General features: G+C 69.4%; 17 protein-coding genes. 8 read left to right on the plus strand and 9 right to left on the minus strand.

Going from position 1 to position 19,814, the window contains the following annotated elements:
* Nucleotides 1–823: 823 nt before the first annotated feature.
* Complete coding sequence (locus OG587_RS13665; RefSeq protein WP_329090254.1) at nt 824–1,315, minus strand: MarR family winged helix-turn-helix transcriptional regulator; 492 nt, start codon at nt 1,313–1,315, stop codon at nt 824–826.
* Nucleotides 1,316–1,486: 171 nt separating this feature from the next.
* Between OG587_RS13665 and OG587_RS13670 the strand changes: the two genes are divergently transcribed.
* The 5 genes from OG587_RS13670 to OG587_RS13690 all read left to right on the plus strand — a co-directional run bounded on the left by OG587_RS13670 (nt 1,487) and on the right by OG587_RS13690 (nt 6,728).
* Entirely contained in the window at nt 1,487–2,872 is a 1,386-nt protein-coding gene (locus tag OG587_RS13670; protein ID WP_329090256.1) for an MFS transporter, read from the plus strand.
* A 365-nt stretch (nt 2,873–3,237) separates the two neighbouring features.
* Complete coding sequence (locus OG587_RS13675) at nt 3,238–3,843, plus strand: AMIN-like domain-containing (lipo)protein (RefSeq protein ID WP_329090257.1); 606 nt, start codon at nt 3,238–3,240, stop codon at nt 3,841–3,843.
* A 179-nt stretch (nt 3,844–4,022) separates the two neighbouring features.
* Nucleotides 4,023–4,379, plus strand: coding sequence for a cupin domain-containing protein (locus OG587_RS13680; RefSeq protein ID WP_329090259.1), 357 nt, complete (start codon nt 4,023–4,025; stop codon nt 4,377–4,379).
* 451 nt (nt 4,380–4,830) lie between these two features.
* Complete coding sequence (locus OG587_RS13685) at nt 4,831–5,910, plus strand: adenosine deaminase (protein ID WP_329090260.1); 1,080 nt, start codon at nt 4,831–4,833, stop codon at nt 5,908–5,910.
* 32 nt (nt 5,911–5,942) lie between these two features.
* Nucleotides 5,943–6,728: a PH domain-containing protein gene (locus OG587_RS13690; protein WP_329090261.1), complete on the plus strand. Its 786-nt coding sequence runs from the start codon at nt 5,943–5,945 to the stop codon at nt 6,726–6,728.
* Between the two features lie 279 nt (nt 6,729–7,007).
* On the opposite strand, the gene OG587_RS13695 is transcribed toward OG587_RS13690, so the two are convergent.
* The 4 genes from OG587_RS13695 to OG587_RS13710 all read right to left on the minus strand — a co-directional run bounded on the left by OG587_RS13695 (nt 7,008) and on the right by OG587_RS13710 (nt 10,577).
* The gene (locus OG587_RS13695) at nt 7,008–8,654 is read right to left on the minus strand and encodes a phospho-sugar mutase (RefSeq protein ID WP_329090263.1); all 1,647 of its coding nucleotides are present in this window, start codon (nt 8,652–8,654) and stop codon (nt 7,008–7,010) included.
* 135 nt (nt 8,655–8,789) lie between these two features.
* Complete coding sequence (locus tag OG587_RS13700; protein ID WP_329090266.1) at nt 8,790–9,593, minus strand: purine-nucleoside phosphorylase; 804 nt, start codon at nt 9,591–9,593, stop codon at nt 8,790–8,792.
* A 94-nt stretch (nt 9,594–9,687) separates the two neighbouring features.
* Nucleotides 9,688–9,843 carry a chromate transporter gene (locus OG587_RS13705; RefSeq protein WP_329090268.1) on the minus strand — a complete coding sequence of 52 codons (156 nt, stop codon included), beginning with the start codon at nt 9,841–9,843 and terminating at the stop codon, nt 9,688–9,690.
* A 272-nt stretch (nt 9,844–10,115) separates the two neighbouring features.
* Nucleotides 10,116–10,577: a gamma-glutamylcyclotransferase gene (locus OG587_RS13710; protein WP_443075616.1), complete on the minus strand. Its 462-nt coding sequence runs from the start codon at nt 10,575–10,577 to the stop codon at nt 10,116–10,118.
* Between the two features lie 155 nt (nt 10,578–10,732).
* Here OG587_RS13710 and OG587_RS13715 point away from each other — a divergent pair, with 155 nt between their 5' ends.
* The gene (locus OG587_RS13715) at nt 10,733–12,127 is read left to right on the plus strand and encodes an NAD(P)H-quinone dehydrogenase (RefSeq protein ID WP_329090270.1); all 1,395 of its coding nucleotides are present in this window, start codon (nt 10,733–10,735) and stop codon (nt 12,125–12,127) included.
* 147 nt (nt 12,128–12,274) lie between these two features.
* On the opposite strand, the gene OG587_RS13720 is transcribed toward OG587_RS13715, so the two are convergent.
* From OG587_RS13720 to OG587_RS13730, 3 genes are all read right to left on the minus strand, one after another.
* The gene (locus OG587_RS13720) at nt 12,275–14,308 is read right to left on the minus strand and encodes a primary-amine oxidase (RefSeq protein ID WP_329090272.1); all 2,034 of its coding nucleotides are present in this window, start codon (nt 14,306–14,308) and stop codon (nt 12,275–12,277) included.
* Nucleotides 14,309–14,680: 372 nt separating this feature from the next.
* Nucleotides 14,681–15,877, minus strand: coding sequence for a pentapeptide repeat-containing protein (locus OG587_RS13725; RefSeq protein WP_329090273.1), 1,197 nt, complete (start codon nt 15,875–15,877; stop codon nt 14,681–14,683).
* Between the two features lie 130 nt (nt 15,878–16,007).
* Entirely contained in the window at nt 16,008–16,400 is a 393-nt protein-coding gene (locus OG587_RS13730; RefSeq protein ID WP_329090275.1) for a VOC family protein, read from the minus strand.
* 335 nt (nt 16,401–16,735) lie between these two features.
* Here OG587_RS13730 and OG587_RS13735 point away from each other — a divergent pair, with 335 nt between their 5' ends.
* Both OG587_RS13735 and OG587_RS13740 read left to right on the plus strand, forming a co-directional pair.
* Nucleotides 16,736–17,281: an RNA polymerase sigma factor gene (locus tag OG587_RS13735; RefSeq protein ID WP_329090276.1), complete on the plus strand. Its 546-nt coding sequence runs from the start codon at nt 16,736–16,738 to the stop codon at nt 17,279–17,281.
* Nucleotides 17,278–18,237 carry a hypothetical protein gene (locus tag OG587_RS13740; protein WP_329090278.1) on the plus strand — a complete coding sequence of 320 codons (960 nt, stop codon included), beginning with the start codon at nt 17,278–17,280 and terminating at the stop codon, nt 18,235–18,237. Before OG587_RS13735 ends, OG587_RS13740 begins: the two co-directional genes overlap by 4 nt.
* Before the next feature lie 292 nt (nt 18,238–18,529).
* On the opposite strand, the gene OG587_RS13745 is transcribed toward OG587_RS13740, so the two are convergent.
* Entirely contained in the window at nt 18,530–19,810 is a 1,281-nt protein-coding gene (locus tag OG587_RS13745; RefSeq protein WP_329090280.1) for an ATP-binding protein, read from the minus strand.
* Nucleotides 19,811–19,814: the final 4 nt, after the last annotated feature.

The raw sequence follows: 19,814 nt of genomic DNA on the forward strand, positions 1-19,814 counted from the left end.
GCCGGACTGTGGCGCACACGTGAGCCTGAACGGCGGTCGTGAGGCAGTCAAGGGAAATCATCAGATCGGGGCGTGACCAGGTCGCAGGCAACCACCAGCTAGGGTTTCGAGATCTCGTCTTTGGCACTCTTACCGAGGTGAATCGAGATCACTCGGTTAGTGCGAGGAGGGGCAACGAGCGACGGCAGGGTCTTCAGAAGGTCGGGTCGGTCTTTGAGGACCTTTTCAAGGAACCTGAGACGTGCTCGGTATGCCAACAGACCGCACAGGGCGGAGACGGAACCGGTGATAGCAACAGCCAAAGCCACCCATAGCATTGACAAAACCCACCTCGACATGAACGTATCGAGCCTGCTTGAGGAGGGCTCTTGATCATTTGGTGTGTTCTTGTTTTTGCTAATAACCCGACGATGGTGTGTTCTCAAGCGGTGGCTGAGACCACTTTGGGCGATCAGCCCAACTCAAGCGGTGGTCTCCGGTGTTCTTTTCCGGTGGGTTGGTCTGTGGTGCTGAAGGTACTGGGTGGTAGCCGCTCTACCGAGCCGCTGTTACCTTCGCAAAAATCGTAGCTGATCCGGCCAGGCCGAGGGGTGGGTTAGGACTTCTCGGACATGACTGGTGCGATGGGGACGGATGTCTGAGGTCAGCACAACGTCAGCACCGAGACGGGAAACAACCCGGAACAACGGACATCATCCAGAGAAAGCAGAAGGCCGCCAAGGCCCCTGAGCTGGGACTTTAGCGGCCATTCGACCTGGTCAGCCCATAGATGCTATGAGCGGTGGTGGACGATACAGGGATTGAACCTGTGACCTCTTCCAGGTCAGGAGGACGCCCGGAGGGCGGTGGGGGCCGGCAGGCGCGAACAGGCGTCGGTGTCGTGCCCGTCGTACTCTCGGGCCTTCCCGCTTCCGCTGGGGCCTTCCCGATCTCCCTCGCCGTCCGGGGAGCCGAAGATCTCTCCGATCACGGCTCGGTGGGTGGGCAGGGCGGTCGCGTGGCGCTCGCGGCCGTCCTCGGTGACGCCGACGAAGATGCCGCGCCGGTCGTCCTCACAGATGCGGCGGGTCACCAGGCCCGCCTTCTCCAGGCGGGCGATCAGCCGGGAGCAGGCGCTCTGGCTCAGGTGGACCGCGTCGGCGATCTCCTGAACCCGGTATTTGCCCCGGCCGCCCTCGACCATCCGCTCCAGGACCTCGAACTCGCTCATGCCGAGCCGGTGCCGATCGGAGAGCTCGCGCTCCAGCGCGCAGGCGGTCGTGGCGTGCTTGGCGAGCACCTCACGCCACGCGCGGACCGAGTACTCCTCGTTCATGCCGCGGATCGTACCATGCGTGAACATTAAATGCACAGGAATTAAATGCCTTTGCATTAGATGCGTCTGCATGTATGGTCGGACGACATGACCCCTTCACCGACTTCAACGGCTCCACCCTCTTCACCGGCTTCACCTGTTTCCCCGGGTGACGAGCGCTGGGGCGCGGGAATGTGGGCCGCGCTCACCGTGCTCTGCGCCGTGATCTTCCTTGACGCCCTCGACGTCTCGATGGTGGGAGTCGCCCTGCCGTCCATCCAGGCGGATCTGGGGCTGTCCACGTCCTCCCTGCAGTGGGTGGTCAGCGGATACGTGCTCGGCTACGGCGGACTGCTCCTCCTCGGCGGCAGGACCGCCGACCTGCTCGGGCGTCGCAGGGTCTTCCTGGTCGCCCTCGCGGTCTTCGCCGTGGCCTCGCTCCTCGGCGGCCTCGTCAACGACGGCACGTTGCTGATCGCGGCCCGCTTCGTCAAGGGCGTCAGCGCCGCCTTCACCGCGCCCGCCGCGCTCTCCATCATCACCACCACCTTCGCCGAGGGACCTGCCCGCAACAGGGCTCTCAGCGTCTTCACCGCCTCCGGCGCCAGCGGCTTCTCCCTGGGGCTGGTCATCTCGGGATTCCTGACCGAGCTCGGCTGGCGCTGGACGTTCCTCATGCCCGTTCCCGTCGCGATCATCGCGCTGGTCGCGGCCCTGAAGTTCCTTCCCAAGCAGCGGGAGGAGCGCGCCGAGGGCGGTCACGACCTCATCGGCGCCGTCACCATCACCGGTTCCATGCTGCTGCTTGTCTACGCGGTGGTGGAGGCGCCCGACGCGGGCTGGGGCTCGCCGCGCACGATCGCCTCGCTGCTGGGAGCCGCCCTGCTGCTGGCCGTCTTCGTCTACACCGAGCAGCGCGTCAAGCACCCGCTGGTACGCCTCGGCATCCTGCGCTCCGGCCCGATCGTCCGCGCCAACCTGGGACTCGTGATCCTCTTCGGCTCCTACGTCGGCTTCCAGTTCGTCGCGATGCAGTACTTCCAGAACTTCCTGCACTGGTCGGCTCTGGAGACCGCGCTGGCCTTCCTGCCCGCCGGACTCCTGGTGGCGGTGACCTCCACCAAGATGGGCAACCTGGCCGACCGGTTCGGCACCGCCCGGCTGATCGTGATCGGCTCGGCCGCCCTGGCCGCCGGGTACGCGTTCTTCCTCCGGGTGAACGGCGACCCCAGTCTGGCCACCCTGATCATCCCGGGCATGGTCCTGCTGGGCATCGCGTTCGCGCTGTCCTTCCCCTCGCTGAACATCCAGGCCACGAACGGGGTGGCCGACGACGAGCAGGGGCTGGCCTCCGGCCTGCTCAACACCTCGGGGCAGGTCGGCGGGGCGGTCGTCCTGGCCGTCGTGACGGCCGTCCTCACCTCCGGCACGGGCGCCGACCCGATCGGCACCTTCCGCGCCGCCATCACGGTCTCGGGGATCCTCGCCCTGGTCGGCCTGGTGATCGCCCTGACGGGCCTCCGCGCCCGCCGCGCGCCCGTCGCGGTCGAGGGGGAGAAGGCGCTGGAGACCGTCTAGCCGTCCCGTCCGCCGGGGCCGCTCGCGTTTCCGTCCCATACGGGAACGGGGACGGGGACGCGAGCCCCCGGGAGGGCCGAGGGGTGCCGCCGCCGGACACCGGGGCCCGGCGGCGGCCCCCCGGCCGTCTCGGGGCCTCTGTCCTGGGGCCTCTGTGCTGGAGCCTTTCCCTTGGAACGCCTTTCTCCGGGACGTCTTCCTTCGTGACGCCGATGTGCTCGCCGTGACCCGCCACCCTTCCCGCCGTGATCCGGGTGCTTGACTCTCCCCTCGACAAGGTGTCACGATCCGGCCAGGGCGCATGTGGACGGCCGGGGGTGAACCTCTCCGGAGACCTGAGCATCTAACGGGGCAGGAGGCTCACCATGAACCGCACGCTCGTTCCCCTCGCACTCGTCCCCCTGTTCCTGCTGGTGGCCGGCTGCGGCTCGGCCACGCAGACCGCGACCCCGTCCCCGGCGGGCACGGTGACCACGGCCCCGGCGGATCCGGTGGCCACGCCGACCCCCGCGCCCTCCGCCGTTCCGGCCGGGCTGCTCCCCCCGACGAGCACCAAGGAGATCGAGGTCGACCGCCCCATCGACATCCAGCCGACCGTCACCGGAGCCCGGTTCGCCGAGCACCAGGGGTTCGACCGGGTGGTGATCGATCTCAGGGGCGATCTGCCCGGTTACACGGCGCGGTGGGTTCCCGAGCTCCTCCAGGACGGTTCGGGAGATCGGGTCAAGGTCAAGGGCGGGGCCTACCTGCGGCTGACGATGACCCCGGCCGTCGCGCACACCGAGGCGGGCACGTCCACCTGGAAGGGCGGCCCGATCTTCCAGGCCCAGCTGGGCAACGTCCAGAACGTGGTCAAGATAGGCGACTTCGAGGGCGTGGTGAGCGTGGGCGTCGTCCTCGACCGCAAGGCGCCGTTCCGGGTTCTGGAGCAGAAGAGCCCGAACCGGCTGGTCGTCGACATCGCACACTGAGAGCGCTGAGGGCCCTGAGCAGCACCAGGGCCCAGCCCCGGGGTTGAGGGTCCTGAGAAGCGCAGCAGCCCAAGCGCCAGGACGCTGAGGGTGCCGAGAGCGCCGAGGGCGGCGGGGTACCGAGCGCGCCGGGGGTGCTGGGCGGCGCCGCACCCCGAGACCGGTGACAGACTGGTCCGATGGTACGCAAAATCGATAGCGCGACACGGATTCCCGTTCCGGGTGGCAAGACGATCGACGAATACGTCGGTCTGGCCAACAGCGGTGACGCCGGGATCTCGATCGCGCATATGAAGGCCCCGCCCGGGTGGGACGAGCCCGCCCAGACCCCGGAGTTCGCCGAGTACACGCTGGTGCTCAAGGGCACCGTCATCGTGGAGCACGACGAAGGCACGACCGAGGTCGGTGTGGGGCAGGTGTTCGTGTGCGAGCCGGGGGAGCGGATCCGCTACAGCTCCGGCCCCGACGGCGCCGAGTACGTCGCCGTCTGCCTGCCCGCCTTCTCCCCGGAGACCGTCAACCGCGACGGCGAGTGAAGGGGCGACACCCGGTGACGGTTCGTCACGCGTCGATCCCGGTGTCTTCGTATCGGGATCGACGCCATGTCCCGTCGCGCGGGACACCTGTGTGAACATTCCCAGGCCAGGCCGTGACGGCGTTCTCGCGCAGGCCGACTGGTCAGGCCCCTGACGGTAAGGTTGCCGATTGACTTCCTCCCCACGGCTGAAGCCAGGGGACTCCAACCCTCACGGGTTGGGTTTCCTGCTTCACTGCCGGTTGCCCGCCAGGAGGAAAACTCTCCTCTTGAGGTCTTACAACAGCTCCACAGGCGTTTTTTCTCTCCGCCGGCCCGGCGGCGAGGGTGGTGCAGGTCATGCGTGCGGCGGCTTGGTTATCGCCACCGCACGAGCATGCTAGCCCGTGCAGAGCCTTGCCGCGTTTCCTTCCCACACTAAAGGCGGGGGTCTCCACACTGAAAGGAACACGATGAGTCAGTTACCCACTTTCGAGCAGATCCGCTTGGCTCCGAAGGTGTTGCTCCACGACCACCTCGACGGTGGTCTCCGGCCGGAGACCATCATCGACCTGGCCCGCGAGTCGGGCTACGACAGGCTGCCCGCGACCGAGACGGAGAGCCTGCGCGCCTGGTTCAGGGAGGCCGCCGACTCCGGCTCGCTGGAGCGCTACCTGGAGACCTTCGACCACACGGTCGGTGTCATGCAGACGCGCGAGGCACTGGTCAGGGTCGCGGCCGAATGCGCCGAGGACCTGGCGAACGACGGCGTGGTCTACGCCGAGGTGCGTTACGCGCCCGAGCAGCACACCTCCACGGGTCTGAGTCTCGAAGAGGTCATCGAGGCCGTGCAGGAGGGCTTCGGCGCCGGTTCCGAGGGGCGTGGCATCCGGGTGGGCACGTTGCTCACCGCCATGCGCCACCAGGCCAGGTCCATGGAGATCGCCGAACTCGCGGTCCGCTACCGCGACGCCGGGGTGGTCGGGTTCGACATCGCCGGTGCGGAGGCGGGCTACCCTCCCACCCGTCACCTCGACGCCTTCGAATACCTCCAGCGGGAGAACGCCCACTTCACCATCCACGCCGGTGAGGCGTTCGGCCTGCCGTCGATCTGGCAGGCGATCCAGTGGTGTGGCGCCGACCGGCTCGGCCACGGCGTCCGGATCATCGACGACATCTCCGTTCAGGGCGAAGGGGAGCCCAAGCTGGGCCGCCTGGCGGCCTATGTCCGCGACAAGCGCATCCCGCTGGAGATGTGCCCGACGTCCAACCTGCAGACCGGTGCGGCGACCTCCATCGCCGAGCACCCGATTGGCCTGCTGCGCCGCCTGAACTTCCGGGTCACGGTCAACACCGACAACCGGCTGATGAGCGACACGTCCGTCTCCGAGGAGTTCGCCAAGCTGTCGGAGGCGTTCGGCTACGGCTGGGACGACATGCTGTGGTTCACCGTCAACGCCATGAAGTCGGCGTTCCTGCCGTTCGACGAGCGTCTGGCGCTCATCAACGGCGTCATCAAGCCCGGTTTCGCGCGCCTCAAGTGGCAGGCGTGAACGGGTTCGTACGAGTGAAGTGAGCTTTGCCGATGAAGCAGGTGTTCCGCTCCAACTTCGCGATGATCGTCGGCTGGGTCTGGATGGCCTTCGCCGCGTTCAGCGCGGTCGATCTGATCGTCCGCTACAGCGGGCGGACGTCGATGATCGCCGCGGCGGTGCTGGGGGTGCTGACCGCCCTGGTCTTCGTCACCTGCCTGCGCCCGGCGGTCATCCTGTCCGAGGAGGGCGTCCGGGTCCGCAACCCGCTGAGGAACGCCTTCGTGCCCTGGCGGGACGTGGACGAGGTCACGGTGTCCCACTCGATCACGATCACCTCCGGCGGTGAGAGCGTCCGCTGCTGGGTGCCGCAGGCCTCGGCCCGCGAGCGGGCCGCCGCCGCACGCAGGGGAAAGCCCGCCTCCGTGCCCGCGCGGGGCCGTTTCAGGACCGAGCCGGTCCGCTCGAAGGGCGAGCAGGCCGCCGCCGAGGCACTGGCGGGCAGGACCCACGCCGACTGGGTGGCCGAGCAGATCACCGAACGCACGGAGGCCGCCAGGCGCGCGGCCTCCGTGACCGGGGCTCCGAAGGCGACCGGGACCTCGGGGGCGACCGGAACTCCCGCGACGACCAGGGTTTCCGCGACGACCGGAACTTCGGCGGTGGCCGGGGCTTCCACGACGACCGGAGGGGAACCCGAGGCCGGGACCGCAGCCGGCATCGGGTCGGCGGCCGGCACCGCGGCCGGGGCCGGTGCGCTCAAGGTGACGTGGGCGCCGGACGCCCTGGCGGCCTTCGCGGTCGCGGTCCTGCCGGTGGTCGCCGCCTTCCTCGCCTGACCACGTCGGTCGCGTCACCCGCACGGGCTCGGCCCGGCCAGGTCCGGAGCTCGGGGGGCCGAAGTCCGGCCGTGGACGGTGGTGGCGGGAGCAGGGGCCCGATCCGTCGGGTGCGGACGCGCCGGGAACCGTGGAAGCAGCGCGGGTCAACGGGGCGAAGCCCCGGACCATGAGCCCCGGACCATGAGCCCCGGACCATGAGCCCCGGACCATGAGCCCCGGACCATGAGCCCCGGACCATGAGCCCCGGACCATGAGCCCCGGACCATGAGCCCCGGGTCAGAGGCCGAGGGCTTCGGTGAGGTCGGTCTTCAGGGCGTCGAGATCCCGTACGGCCCGCGCGCGGGCGGCCGAGACTTCGCCGGTCACCGGGACCACGACCTCCAGGTAGCACTTGAGCTTGGGCTCGGTACCCGAGGGGCGGACGACGACCCGGGCGCCCCCGGCCAGGTGGTAGCGGACGCCGTCGGTGGGCGGCAGCCCGCCCGTGCCGAGACTCAGGTCGTCGGCCGCCTCGACCTCGCGACCGCCGAGCCGCGCGGGCGGAGCGCTCCGCAGGCGGGCCATGGCCCCGGTGATCAGCGAGAGGTCGGCCACCCGGAAGGACAGCTGGGACGTGGCGTGCAGGCCGTGACGGCGTGCCAGGTCGTCCAGGAGGTCGAGCAGGCCGCGACCCTCCAGCTTGGCCCGCGCGGCGATCCCGGCCACGGTCAGCGCCGCGCCGATGCCGTCCTTGTCGTGCACGGGCAGCCCGAGGCCGGAGCCGACGCTGTATCCCAGCGCCTCCTCGTACCCGAACAACAGACCCGCACCGGCCTTCATGATCCACTTGAAGCCGGTCAGGGTCTCGGCGTAGCGCACCCCGTACCCGGCGGCGATCTTGCCGAGCAGGGACGACGACACGATGGTGGTCGCCACCAGGCGGCCGTCGCCCGAGGTCTGCCGGATCACGTGCTCGCCCAGCAGGGCGCCCACCTCGTCGCCGGTCAGCATCCGGTAGCCGCCGCCGGGCAGCGGCACACCCACCGCGCAGCGGTCCGCGTCGGGGTCGTTGGCCAGCACCAGATCAGCGCCGACCCGTTCCGCGAGCTCCAGTGCGAGGTCCATCGCGCCGGGCTCCTCCGGGTTGGGGAAGGCGACGGTGGGGAAGTCGGGGTCGGGCTCGGCCTGTGCCTCGACGGTCGCGGGCGCGTCGAACCCGGCGGTGACGAAGGCCCTGGCCAGGGTGTCGCCGCCCACACCGTGCAGCGGGGTGTACGCCACCCGCAGTTCACGGGCGTCGCCGATCGGGAGCGCGACCACCGCCTCCAGGTAGGCGGCCACGATGCCGTCGTCCAGTTCGCTCCAGGCGGGGTCGCCCGGGGAGCCGAGGGGCAGCTCGGAGACCGGCCCCGTCGCGTCGATGGCGGCGGAGATCTCCGCGTCGACCGGCGGCACGATCTGGGAGCCGTCGCCCCAGTAGACCTTGTAGCCGTTGTCGCGGGGCGGGTTGTGGCTGGCGGTGACGGTCACGCCCGCGTCGGCGCCGAGGTGGCGGACGGCGAAGGCCAGCACGGGGGTGGGCAGCGGCCGGGGGAGGACCGAGGCGCGCAGCCCGGCCCCGGTGAGCACGGCCGCGGTGTCGTGGGCGAAGGTGTCCGACTTGTGCCGGGCGTCGTAGCCGATCACCACGTGTTTGCCGGGACCGAGAACGCGGGCCAGCCCGGCCGCGGCGCGCATGACCGTCACCCGGTTCATCCGGTTGGGGCCGGCGCCCAGCTCGCCCCGGAGCCCGGCGGTGCCGAACTCCAGCCGGGAGCCGAACCGCTCGCGCAGCGCGTCGCCGTCATCGCTCTCCAGCAGCTTCTCCAGCTCGGCGCGCGTGTCGGGGTCGGGGTCCTGGGCCAGCCAGGAACGGGCGAGCCCTGCGAGATCGCTGCTCATCATCACCTCTCGGGGCCGGGGCCCGTCCGCTCGCCGGGCCCGCCTCCTGTTGATCCCTGATACCAGGGTGATTCTCGAAAGCCGGACGTTTTCTCGAATCGGCCCGACGGGGAGGGGGCCGACTCGCGGCTCGCGGGCCTACAGCTTGCCGACGACCCTGGCCAGCAGGCCGCCCATGCGTGTGGCGGTGGCACGGCCGACCTCCAGCACCTCCTCGTGGTTGAGCGGCTCGCCCACCAGTCCGGCGCCCGGGTTCGTGACCAGGGAGATGCCCAGCACATCGGCGCCGCCCTCGCGGGCCGCGATGGCCTCCAGCACCGTGGACATGCCCACCATGTCGCCGCCGAGGACGCGGCACATGCGGACCTCGGCCGGAGTCTCGTACGTCGGGCCGCGGAAGGCCACGTAGACGCCCTCGGCCAGCGACGGGTCGGCCTCGCGGGCCAGCTCGCGCAGGCGCGGGGTGTAGACGTCGGTGAGGTCGACGAAGGTGGCGCCGGTGATCGGGCTGGCACCGGTCAGGTTGATGTGGTCACTGATCAGCACCGCCTCGCCGACCTCCTGGGTCTCGGGGCGCAGGCCCCCGGCGGCGTTGGTCAGCACGATCGTGCCCACCCCGGCTCTGATCGCGGTCCGCACGCCGTGCACGACCGGCTCCACGCCGCGGCCTTCGTAGAGGTGGGTGCGGCCAAGGAAGATCAGTACGTTCTTGCCCGACTCGGTTCGTACGGCGCGGATCCGGCCCGCGTGGCCCTCCACGGCGGGCGGCGCGAAGCCGGGAAGGTCGGTCACCGGGATCTCGGCGACCGCCTCGCCGATCGCGTCGGCGGCCGGGACCCAGCCGGAGCCCATCACCAGCGCGACGTCGAAGGAGTCCACGCCGACGGCGCTTCTCAGCGCGTCCGCGGCGTCGGTGGCGAGTGCATATGGGTCATTGGTCACGTCACTGAGCGTACCGGTCATCCGCTTTCGTGCCGCGTGTCGTGTCCCTTGCACAGCGGAGGACGTCGTGTCCCCTGCTCAGCGGAGGGGACGGTCAGCCGCGCCGCCGTACCACCTCGTCGTGCATCATCGCGATGTGCGCCGCGGGACCGCCGAAGGCGATGGCACCCAGCCGCAGGAACAGCCAGGTCACCTCGCGCAGGGATGACCCGCGCCCGGTTCTTCCGTCTTCGGGAGGTACGTCCTTCACCAGGGAATCATGACATTTTCCCAGGTGAAGGCGAGATGGCCTCTTGGTTAACTCCACCTCCCGCGCGTGCCCGCGTGTGGCGGACCTCCGCGCATGCTCGCGTGCGGCCGACTCCCGCGTATACCTGCGTGTGGCCGGCTCCCGCGCGTGCCCGCGTGTGGCCGGTGACGAGCGGCGCGCTCAGGCTCTCCGGGAGTTCCCGAGGAGGTCGCCCTCAGGCTCTCCGGAGTTTTCCGAGAAGGGCTCTCCGGGGTTCTCCCGGAAGGTCGCCCTCAGCCTCCCAGGGAGGTGCAGGGACGGCCGCGCAGCTCTCTGACGTAGTCGTCGGGGGCGCCCGCGCGCTCGGCGGCCTCGGCCAGGATGCCGAGGTAGCGGGCCGAGGGCAGCCCGCCCTCGTACCCGTCGAGCACGTAGAACCACGCCACGACCTCGCCCTCCATGGTCTGCACCCGGAGTTTGACCTTGTGGTAGAGGCCGCGCGCCGCGCCCTCCCACTGGTCGAGGGAGCTCTCGTCCCACTCGGGCACGTCGTAGAGGACGACGAAAACCTGGTCGTCGGAGTCCTCGACGATGGAGGCGAGCGCGCCCTCCCAGCCGAGATCGTTCCCGCCGAAGGTCAGGCGCCAGCCCTGGAGCCAGCCCGTCCCCCTGATCGGGGAGTGAGGGGCCCGCTGGGCCATCTGCTTCGGGTCCATGTTGCTGCCGTAAGCGGCGTAGACAGGCACGGTGACCAACACTAATCCAAGATCCGCGAGACGCTCACCCGGCTTCGAAGCCGTGTCGATGTCTGGCCGATGTCTGGTGGAATCGCGATGGTTTTGTGGGGGTTCCGTGGCTTAGCAGGGATGCCGAGCGATGTCCGGTCCCGCCATGCGGGAGAATGGGCTATGTGACGAGGATAGTGATCATCGGTGGCGGTCCCGGCGGATACGAGGCGGCGCTGGTCGCCGCCCAACTGGGAGCGCAGGTCACCGTGGTCGAACAGGACGGCCCCGGCGGGGCCTGCGTCCTCACCGACTGCGTACCGTCCAAGACACTGATCGCCACCTCGGTGCGGAAGCAGGCGCTCCTCGACGCCAGCATGCTGGGAGTGCACTACACCGGCGGCCCCGACGGCGACGTCGGCGGTGTCATCGCCGACATGCCGCTGGTGAACAGGCGCGTCAAGGAGCTCGCCCGCGCGCAGTCCGCCGACATCGCCGCCCGGCTGGCGGCGGAGGGCGTCGAGGTGATCAGGGCCCCGGGACGGCTGGTCGACCCGCAGGTGGTCAGGGCCGGAGAGCGGACGATCCGCGCGGACGTCATCATCGTCGCGACCGGCGCGACCCCGCGCATCCTGCCCGGCGCCGAGCCCGACGGCGAGCGCATCCTCACCTGGCGCCAGCTCTACGACCTGGAGGAGCTGCCCGAGCACCTCATCGTGGTCGGCTCAGGTGTCACCGGCGCGGAGTTCGCGGGCGCCTACCGCTCGCTGGGCTCCGAGGTCACGCTGGTCTCCTCCCGCGACCGCATGATGCCCAACGAGGACGCCGACGCCGCCGAGGTCCTCGAAGAGGTCTACCGGCGCCGCGGCATGAACGTCATGGGCCGCTCCCGCGCCGAGTCCGTCAAGCGCACCGCGGACGGCGTGGTCGTCACCCTGGAGGACGGCCGGACCGCCGAGGGCAGCCACTGCCTCATGACGGTCGGCATGGTCCCCAACACCGCGGGGCTCGGCCTCGAGGAGGCCGGGGTCACCCTCGACAAGGGCGGTTTCATCCAGGTCGACAAGGTCTCCCGCACCTCCGCGCCCGGCGTCTACGCGGCCGGAGACTGCACCGGGGTCCTGATGCTCGCCTCGGTCGCCGCCATGCAAGGCCGGATCGCCGTCTGGCACGCCCTCGGCGAGGCCGTGCACCCGCTCCGTCTGGCCACCGTGGCCTCCGCCATCTTCACCGACCCCGAGATCGCCGCCGTGGGCATCGCCGAGCGGGCGATCCAGAGCGGGGAGATCGAGGCCAGCATCGTCAAGCTGCCGCTGGCCACCAACGCCCGCGCCAAGATGCAGGGTTTCAACGACGGCTTCGTGAAGCTGTTCTGCCGCCCGAACACCGGCATCATCCTCGGCGGCGTCGTGGTCGCCCCCCGCGCCTCGGAGCTGATCCTGGCGGTCTCGGTCGCCGTACAGCAGCGGCTCACCGTCGACCAGATCGCCCACACCTTCGCGGTCTACCCCTCCCTGTCCGGCTCCGTCACCGAGGCCGCCCGCCGCCTCATGCAGCCGATGACCCCGAGCGGCATCTGACCCGTCTGTTCGATCTCGCGCCGGCCCCGGGCCCCGGGCCTCTGAGGTGGTGGCGGCCGAGGTCAGGGGCGGATGCGCAGGACGCGGACGCGCCCGTCGTCGCCGTACTCGAAATGGAACCGCAGGGTCACCGGGCCGCCGGAGAAGTCACCGGAGATGTCCGCGGTGGCAGTGTTCACCGCCGTGTCCGGCCTCGTTGGCGGGCACGTTCAGTGTGGGGTTGCGGTCGAAGAACCCGTACGGCGTCAACGAGAATCCGGCATAGTCGACCGGCATCACCGGCCAGTCCTCGGGCCGCGGGAAGTGGGTCACGCCGAAGGTGTGCCACAGCACGACGTCCTCACCCTCCAGGGGCCGGTCGCCCGCGACGTACGCCGGCAGACCGTCGCCGCCCGGGTTCTGGTTGACGAACTCGCCGGACGGGTACCGCTCCTCGGGTGCGTACCGGGTGATCCACAGATCCCGGGTGGCGAACGCCGCCCGCGCGGCGATCGACGAGGACGGGTCGGCCAGCAGGGTCGGGGTCTGCTCGGCGCGCAGTACGTAGCCGGTCGGCTGGCCGAGCCGGTTGGTACGCTCGGTGCTCACCACGTGCCAGGTCCGCCCGACCGAGGCATCCGCGCTGCGCACCCCCTCGGCCTCGCTCGCGATCCGGGTCCGGGCGTAGCTGAAGGCGTTGCCGTACGGGTTCTCCGGCGAGACCGGCACTCGGACCGCGTCGACCTCGTCGACCGCGTTCCGGACGCCGTCGACCATCATGTCGAGGCGGGCGCTGAACAGGTGCTGGTGGAACGGGGCGCCCAGGCCCGGGGCCACCTCGCTGGCGTAGGGCCATTCCCGCAGCCCGCGGTAGGCCGAGGTGAAGACGATGCCGGTGAGCTTGGCCTCGCACTCGATCCTGCCGTCGAGGTAGAGGTACCAGTAGAAGCCGTAGTCGTAGTTGCCGATCGTGGTGAAGAACGAGATCACCAGGCGGCGCTGGCGGCGGACCTCGGCCGAGTTCGGGGTGAAGATGTCGGTGTGCTTCCAGAGCGTGCCGTAGTCCTCCTCGTGCAGGCAGATCGCGTTGGGGATCCGCCGCACGTTGCCGAGCTCGTCGGCCAGGTCGACGTCGAGGTAGTGGATCTCGCCGAGGCAGTCGCAGCCCAGGGTGAGCGAGTTCGCGAACCGGCCGAAGAGGTACTCGCCGGTGTCGAAGTAGTTCTGCCAGAACCGGACCGGCGCCGGGTCGCCGTACGGCACCACCATCTCGGCGATGGAGGCGCGGTAGACGACCGGCCGGAACTCGCCGTCGTGATCGGGGTCGGCGTAGGCCAACTGGTGCAGCACCAAGCCCTCGCGGGCATCGAAGCCGAAGTGCAAGGACCAGTTCGCCCAGGTGATCCGGTCGCCCTCGACCTGGAACGACGGCCCGTCGGGCTGGGTGATCTCGATGGGTCTCAAGGTCTCCAGCGGCGCGGGGCGCCCCTGCGGGAGGTGGAACTTGCTGAGCTCCTCCGGCAGCGGGAAGACACCGATATCGACGATCTCGGTCGCCTTCCTGGCGATCAGGTCGACGTAGGCGCTCAGCCCGTCCACCGGGTGCGCCCAGACGTGAGCGTCGGGGGCGGGCGCGGCGAAGCAGAGCACCCGGATGATCCGCCTGCCCTTCTCACCGGGTAGGTCGAAGACACCGGCGGACAGCGGCGCGCATACCACCTGCTCCGTGGTCAGGCCGCGCCTGGCCAGCGCGTCGCCCCAGGCCGGCTCCTGGGCGAGGATCCCGTCGACCGACATGAACTCCTCGACCAGGATCGGCATCCCGCCGCGGGAGCCGTCGACGTCAACGACCGCGGCCACCGCGTCGGCGGTGAGGTCGACGGTCACATCCCGGGCGTCGCCGCTCGCGGTGTCGAGCAGCAGCACCCGCACCCGGCGATCAGGCCTCGGCCCGGTGCCGGCCTGGAACGCGAGCACCTCCTGCTTGTGGGGCTCGAGCAGACCGACGTAGACGAAGCGGATGCTCTCGCCGGCCAGGCCGGCCTCGCGTACCAGGGCGGCGGTTCGCTCGATCTCGGTCGGGGTGAGGCTGGAAACCGGGGTGGGCAGGGTGGTCATGGGATCCCCTCTCAGATCGGCGAGCGCCTCGTCCTGGAATCCGGGGGTGGTGCCGTCGCGCGGAGCGGGACGGGTTCCGGCCATGAGAGGTCCTCCAGTCGGGGCGGGTGCCTGCCGGACGCCGTTCGCTGCGGTTTCGTCCCCAGCAGGCAAGCGGCTGGTGCTGTACACCGCTCATCCTCCGCCGTCTGCGAAGATGCGCCAGGCTCACTCACTGTCCTAGAGCGGACACTTTGCGGCACGAGCCGGCGAGCGTGCAGGAGGCCGCAGCCGAGGGGCCCATGGTCGGCGGTGTCGCCGGCGCCTTCCTCGACTCGTTGCCGAGGCGCCCGCTCCCGGCGTCGGCTTCCCCGCGATCATGGCTGGTCGTCGAAGCGTGTTCGGACGGCGGTTCAGGGCGTTCCGGCCGCCAGGCGACCGCAGGGCGGTCTCTTGCGATCGTTCACCGGGAACGCTCTAGTGCACGCGGGAGCGGAGGCGGCCCAGGGCGGTTCTGCCGTCCTGGACGGCGCGGGCCACGAAGTGCAGTTCCTGGTCGCGGCGGGCGACCAGGAGAGCCTGCTTGGCCGCCTCGTAGGCGTCGAGGGCGAGGCGCCAGTCGCGGTCGGAGGTCATGCCGCCGCGCCCGCTGACCTGGAACTCGTAGTCGAGCTGGTCGATCTCCTCGCCCAGCCGGGTGATGTCCTCCTCGGCACCGCGCCGCATCGCGGCGAACCGGGCGTCGCGCCGGGTTCGCCGCTGGGCGCTGACGCCCCAGGCCACCACGGTCAGCGCCAGGCCCACCGCGCTGAGCACGACCATGACCAGGCCCACGGACGGGCCGTCGCTCCGGGCGGGCTCGTCCTGCGGGGGGTCCGTCTCCTTGGTCCCGAAGATGTCGAGGTCGGGTAGTGAGGTCGGCACCGCGAGGGTGATGCCCGTGGGGTCGCCCTTGGAACCGGTGAGGTCGGCGTCGTCGGCCTGGGTGAAGGACGCGCCCTCGACCAGCGCGCCGGTGAAGTCGGCGCCGTCCAGCTCGGCCTGGGTGAACTCGACCTCGCTCACGTCGGCGTCCTTGAACGTCGCGTTGCGCAGGTTCGCCTGGCTCATCTTGGCCTCGCGGAGCTTGGCCCTGGTGAAGTCGGCCTTGCGCGCCTTGAGCTGGCCGGGGGTGCTCTCCTCCAGGTCGGCGTCGATCAGCTTGGCGTTGGTGAAGTCGGCCTGGGTCAGCTCGGCCCTGGTCAGGGTCGCCCCGGTCAGGTTCGCGTGCGGGAACTCCGCCTGCCCCGCCTCGGCGTCGATCAGGATCGCGCCCCGCAGGTCGGCGTGGTCGGCGTGCATCTGTCCCAGGTCGGCCTCGGAGAAGTCTGCACCCCGCAGGTCGGCGTACTTCAGTGTGGCCTGCGTGAGGTTGGCCTTCTTGAGCGAGGCGTCGCGCAGGATCGCTCCGGTGAGGTCCTTCTGGAGCAGCTCCACGCTGTCCAGCTTGGCCCTGGTCAGGTCGGCGCAGCGCAGGTTGACGGGGAGCTGTGCCCCCCGGGTGAAGTCCTTGCCGCGCAGGTTGACGCCCTGACCGGGCTTGCACGGCCCGGCCGCGGCCTGGGCGGGAGAGATCACTGTCCCCGACAGCGCGAAGATCGCGACGATGAGAGCCAGGGGGATGGGACGACGCACGGGAGCCTCCTTCAAAGCAGCCCCGATCGTGTCAGCGGACCATTGCATCACGCTAGATAGTCGCTTGCACCTTTTCTGCCGGGTGTGGGTGTGGACAGACCTCCCGGGCAGCAGCAGCCGCCGGCCGCGTTCAGGCCGGGCCGAGCAGGTCCCACCGATTGCCGGCGATGTCCAGGAAGACGGCGACCCGCCCGTAAGGCTCGGTGCGCGGCGCGGTCACGAACTCGACACCGGCCGCCACCATCCGCGCGTGCGCGGCGTCGAAGTCGTCCGCCCGCAGGAAGAGCCCCACCCGCCCGGCGAACTGCTCCCCGACGACGGCGGCCTGGCGCTCGCCGTCCGCACGGGCGAGGAGGATGCCGGTCTCGCCTCCCGGGGGCCGGACGACGACCCACCGTTTCGGGCGGCCGTCGTTCGTCAACGAGGGCGAGTCCTCGACCAGCTCGAAGCCCAGGGCATCGGTGAAGAACTCGATGGCCCGGTCGTAGTCCTCCACGACGATCGCCACCAGATCGATCCGCATCTTCATGATCGTAAGTCTCGCTGATGATCCGTACGGGCGAATGCCCTTTGAGTCCTTGCCACGTCGGGGCAGGCGACGACGGCCTGCGGGGCGCGGGAACTCGCCCAGCGGATGAAGATCCTGTGAACCGCCGAGGCCGGGTTCGACCTCCGACGCGGCTGAGTGAGGCTTCGTGCTCGCCCAGAACGCCCGGATCGGCGTTTAACATGCTCGAATTTCTATGCTTTGACGAGAAATGATGGCCTGACTCCTTACATAGGCACAGATGTCCGTAGATCGCACTATCAAGGAGACGGGCATGGGGATGCCGAGGAGACCGGGCGCGGGAACGGCCAGTGGATGACGCGCGGGCCAGGTTCGAGGCCGTCTACCGGGAAACATATGGCCGGATCACGGCGTACACGGCACGCCGCTGCGCGTCGCCGCAGGACGCGGCGGACGTGGTGGCGGAGACCTTCGCCATCGCCTGGCGGCGGATAGGAGAGCTGCCGGACGGGGAGGAGGCCACTCTGTGGCTGTACGGCGTGGCGCGCAAGGTGCTGGCCAACCACTATCGAGGTGAGGTTCGCCGCCAAGCCCGCAGTGTGCAGCTGGACGCCGAGATGGCCGACCTGTACGAAGCCTCGCCCGACAGCGGGGTCGAGCTGAAGGCGATCGCGCAGGTCTTTCGGACTCTGCCGGACGACGATCGCGAGCTGTTGTCGCTGGTCGGCTGGGAGGGCCTGGACCGGCAGGAGGTCGCCACCGTGCTCGGCCTGTCGCGCAACGCCGTACGTATCAGACTCCACCGCGCTCGCAGGCGCTTTGCCCGTGCGCTCGCCGAGGCGGATGTCCGCTTCGAGGCAGAAAGCCGGTTGATGCCGGCGGAGAGGCAGCTGTGAAGAACATCGAAGACATCGATGCGATTACCGGCGCGCTGGCGCGGGTGGAACCGGGTCGGCAGGGAGGCCGTTCGTCCGACGCGGGGGCGCGGATGCTGCTGGCCTCGATCGTCGCCGAGGAGCCCGGCCCGTCCATGGCTCGCCCCCGCGGGCACCGTCCCCGGCGGCTGGTCCTGGGACTGGTGGGAGCGGGGCTGCTCGCCGCGGGCATCGTGGTGGGGCCGAGCCTGCTGCAGAACGGCGTGTCCCCTTCGTACGCGGTCACCAGGGACTCCGACGGCGTCGTGTACGTCAAGGTCAGGGATTTCAATGACGCCGCAGGACTGTCGAAACAGCTGAAGGAGCTCAACGTCCCCGCCATCGTCGATCACGCGCCCATGGGCAAGTGGTGCCGGGAACCGCGCGGGACCCCTGTCCGGGACATCCCCGCCGGCCTGTACTCCGTGCCAGAGAACATTCCCGGCGAAGCCTCCACCGATGGCTGGCAGATGCGGATCGACACCAGGCTCTTCAAGCCCGGCCAGACCTTCGTCTGGACGATCGGGGAGAGGCACACCAGCACCATCCTCATGGACGGCCCGGTCGCGCCGTGCGTCCTGGTGTCCGACGACAACCGCGAGGGGAAGATGATCAAGTCCGACTATCGGCTGGCGACCACGAAGGGTCGCTCGCTCGCCGGGTTCCGGGTGGACGAGAAGTCCGTCGGCGAGGTCCTGCCCGAGCTCAGGAAACGCGGACTGAAGATCACCTATCTCATCATGGCGCTCCCGCCGGGAAACCCGGGCGGCTACGGCGAGCTTCGCACGCAGATCACTCCCGTCGGCGACGACTGGATCGTCTGGGAGGCGGAGGAATCCATCCGCGAACCAGGGGCGATCCGCCTGCTCGTCACCGACAGGCGCTACGACAGCAATCCCGTCTACGGCGGTCCACGCGACAACGTCATCAAGGAGTAGCGATCACCGGCCTGCCCGCGGTCGCCCGGCTCCGCGGTCCTCCCGCCCAGCGGGGAGGGCTATGGGCCGCTGCAGCGACCAGCGGGCAGGCCACGTGAGACGCTCGGCAGCCGCCGAACCGGTAGCACACAGAATCAGAGTCGATGAGTGAGTACCTCTGAACCCGGCCACTCCCACCAGACCTCCCAGCGTGAACCGGCTCCCTCTTCACACCTGCGACTCGAAGGACTTCAAAGGCTTGGGCCACCTGCTCACCGTGGTCCCGGCCACCCGGCTGCGGTGAGAAAAATGATCATGAGTTGACTTCCGACGGCGACTCCGCGAGCCAGAGGGCGGCGAGCGGAAGGGCTCGCATCCGATCCCCGAAGGGGAGTGTTTCCCGGCCTGCGTACAGGACGAAGCCCGCCATCATCCGGTCACCCAGCTTGCGGGACAGGTGCTGGAGTCCTTTGAAATCGTCAGCCCGTACCGTTTCGGAGGCTTTGACTTCGATGCCGATCACCTCCCCTGACGCACGTTCCAAGATGCCGTCCACCTCGACGCCGTCGCGATCTCTGTAGTGGTAGAGCCGTATCGGTTCTTCGGACCAGGTGAGCTGGCGAGCCAACTCGCTCAGTGCGAAGTTCTCCATCAGCGGGCCGACAGGAGCGGTCACATCACTGACCCGGCCTGAAGTAAGGCCGGCGAGATGTGCTCCGAGTCCTGAATCGACCACCAGGAGTTTGGGCGTCGCGACGGCACGGGTGGTGGCGTTGGAGGACCACGCCGGAATCCGTTTGATCAAATATACGAGGTCGAGGAGATCGAGATATCGCTTCACCGTGGTTCGTGGCAGGCCGAGGTCGCGGCTGATGTTGTCCGTCACGGCCGGACCTCCCATCCGCCCGGCGAGGATGTTGAGCAAGCGCCGCATGTCGGCCGGGTGCTCGATGTCGGCAACCTGCTTCACATCCCGGTTGATCAGGTCGGTGATGTAGGAGTCGAAGAAACGTGCCCTCCGTCGATGAGACGGGCGCTGAACGGCTTCCGGATAGCCTCCGCGCATCGCGCGGTCCAAATAGTCGGCTCGACGAAAAAGAGGTCGCGGGATCTCGATGTCAGCGCCGTTTTGGAACACCGAGTCGACGAAGCCGTCTGGCTTCTGTTCGATCTCCCCTTGCGACAACGGCCACAACTCAATGGTCTCGGATCTGCCGGGAAGGGCATCGGGAAGGTCCTTCAACCCCAGCAGGCGAGCGGAACCCGTGAGCAGGAAGCGTCCGGGGCGGGGGTTGGAATCGACTTCATGCTTGATGGAGAGAAGCAAGTCGGGCACGCGCTGGATCTCGTCGATCAGTACGAGTCCGTCGTGGTGGACGACCCCGTCGGGATCCTGTCTGGCCGCGGCGCGAACGGCCGCCTGGTCGAGGAAGAGTTCGCGCGCCCCCGGGGTCTCGCGCGCGATCGCCTGGGCCAGGGTGCTCTTTCCCGTCTGCCGCGCTCCGTTGATCATCACAACTCGGGTATCGGTGAGCGCTTCGCGCACCATCCCATGTGCGCGCCGGGAGAAGAGAGTGAGGTCGTCGATGTCCACACGG

The sequence above is a fragment of the Streptosporangium sp. NBC_01469 genome (assembly GCF_036227305.1).
Lineage (GTDB): Bacteria > Actinomycetota > Actinomycetes > Streptosporangiales > Streptosporangiaceae > Streptosporangium.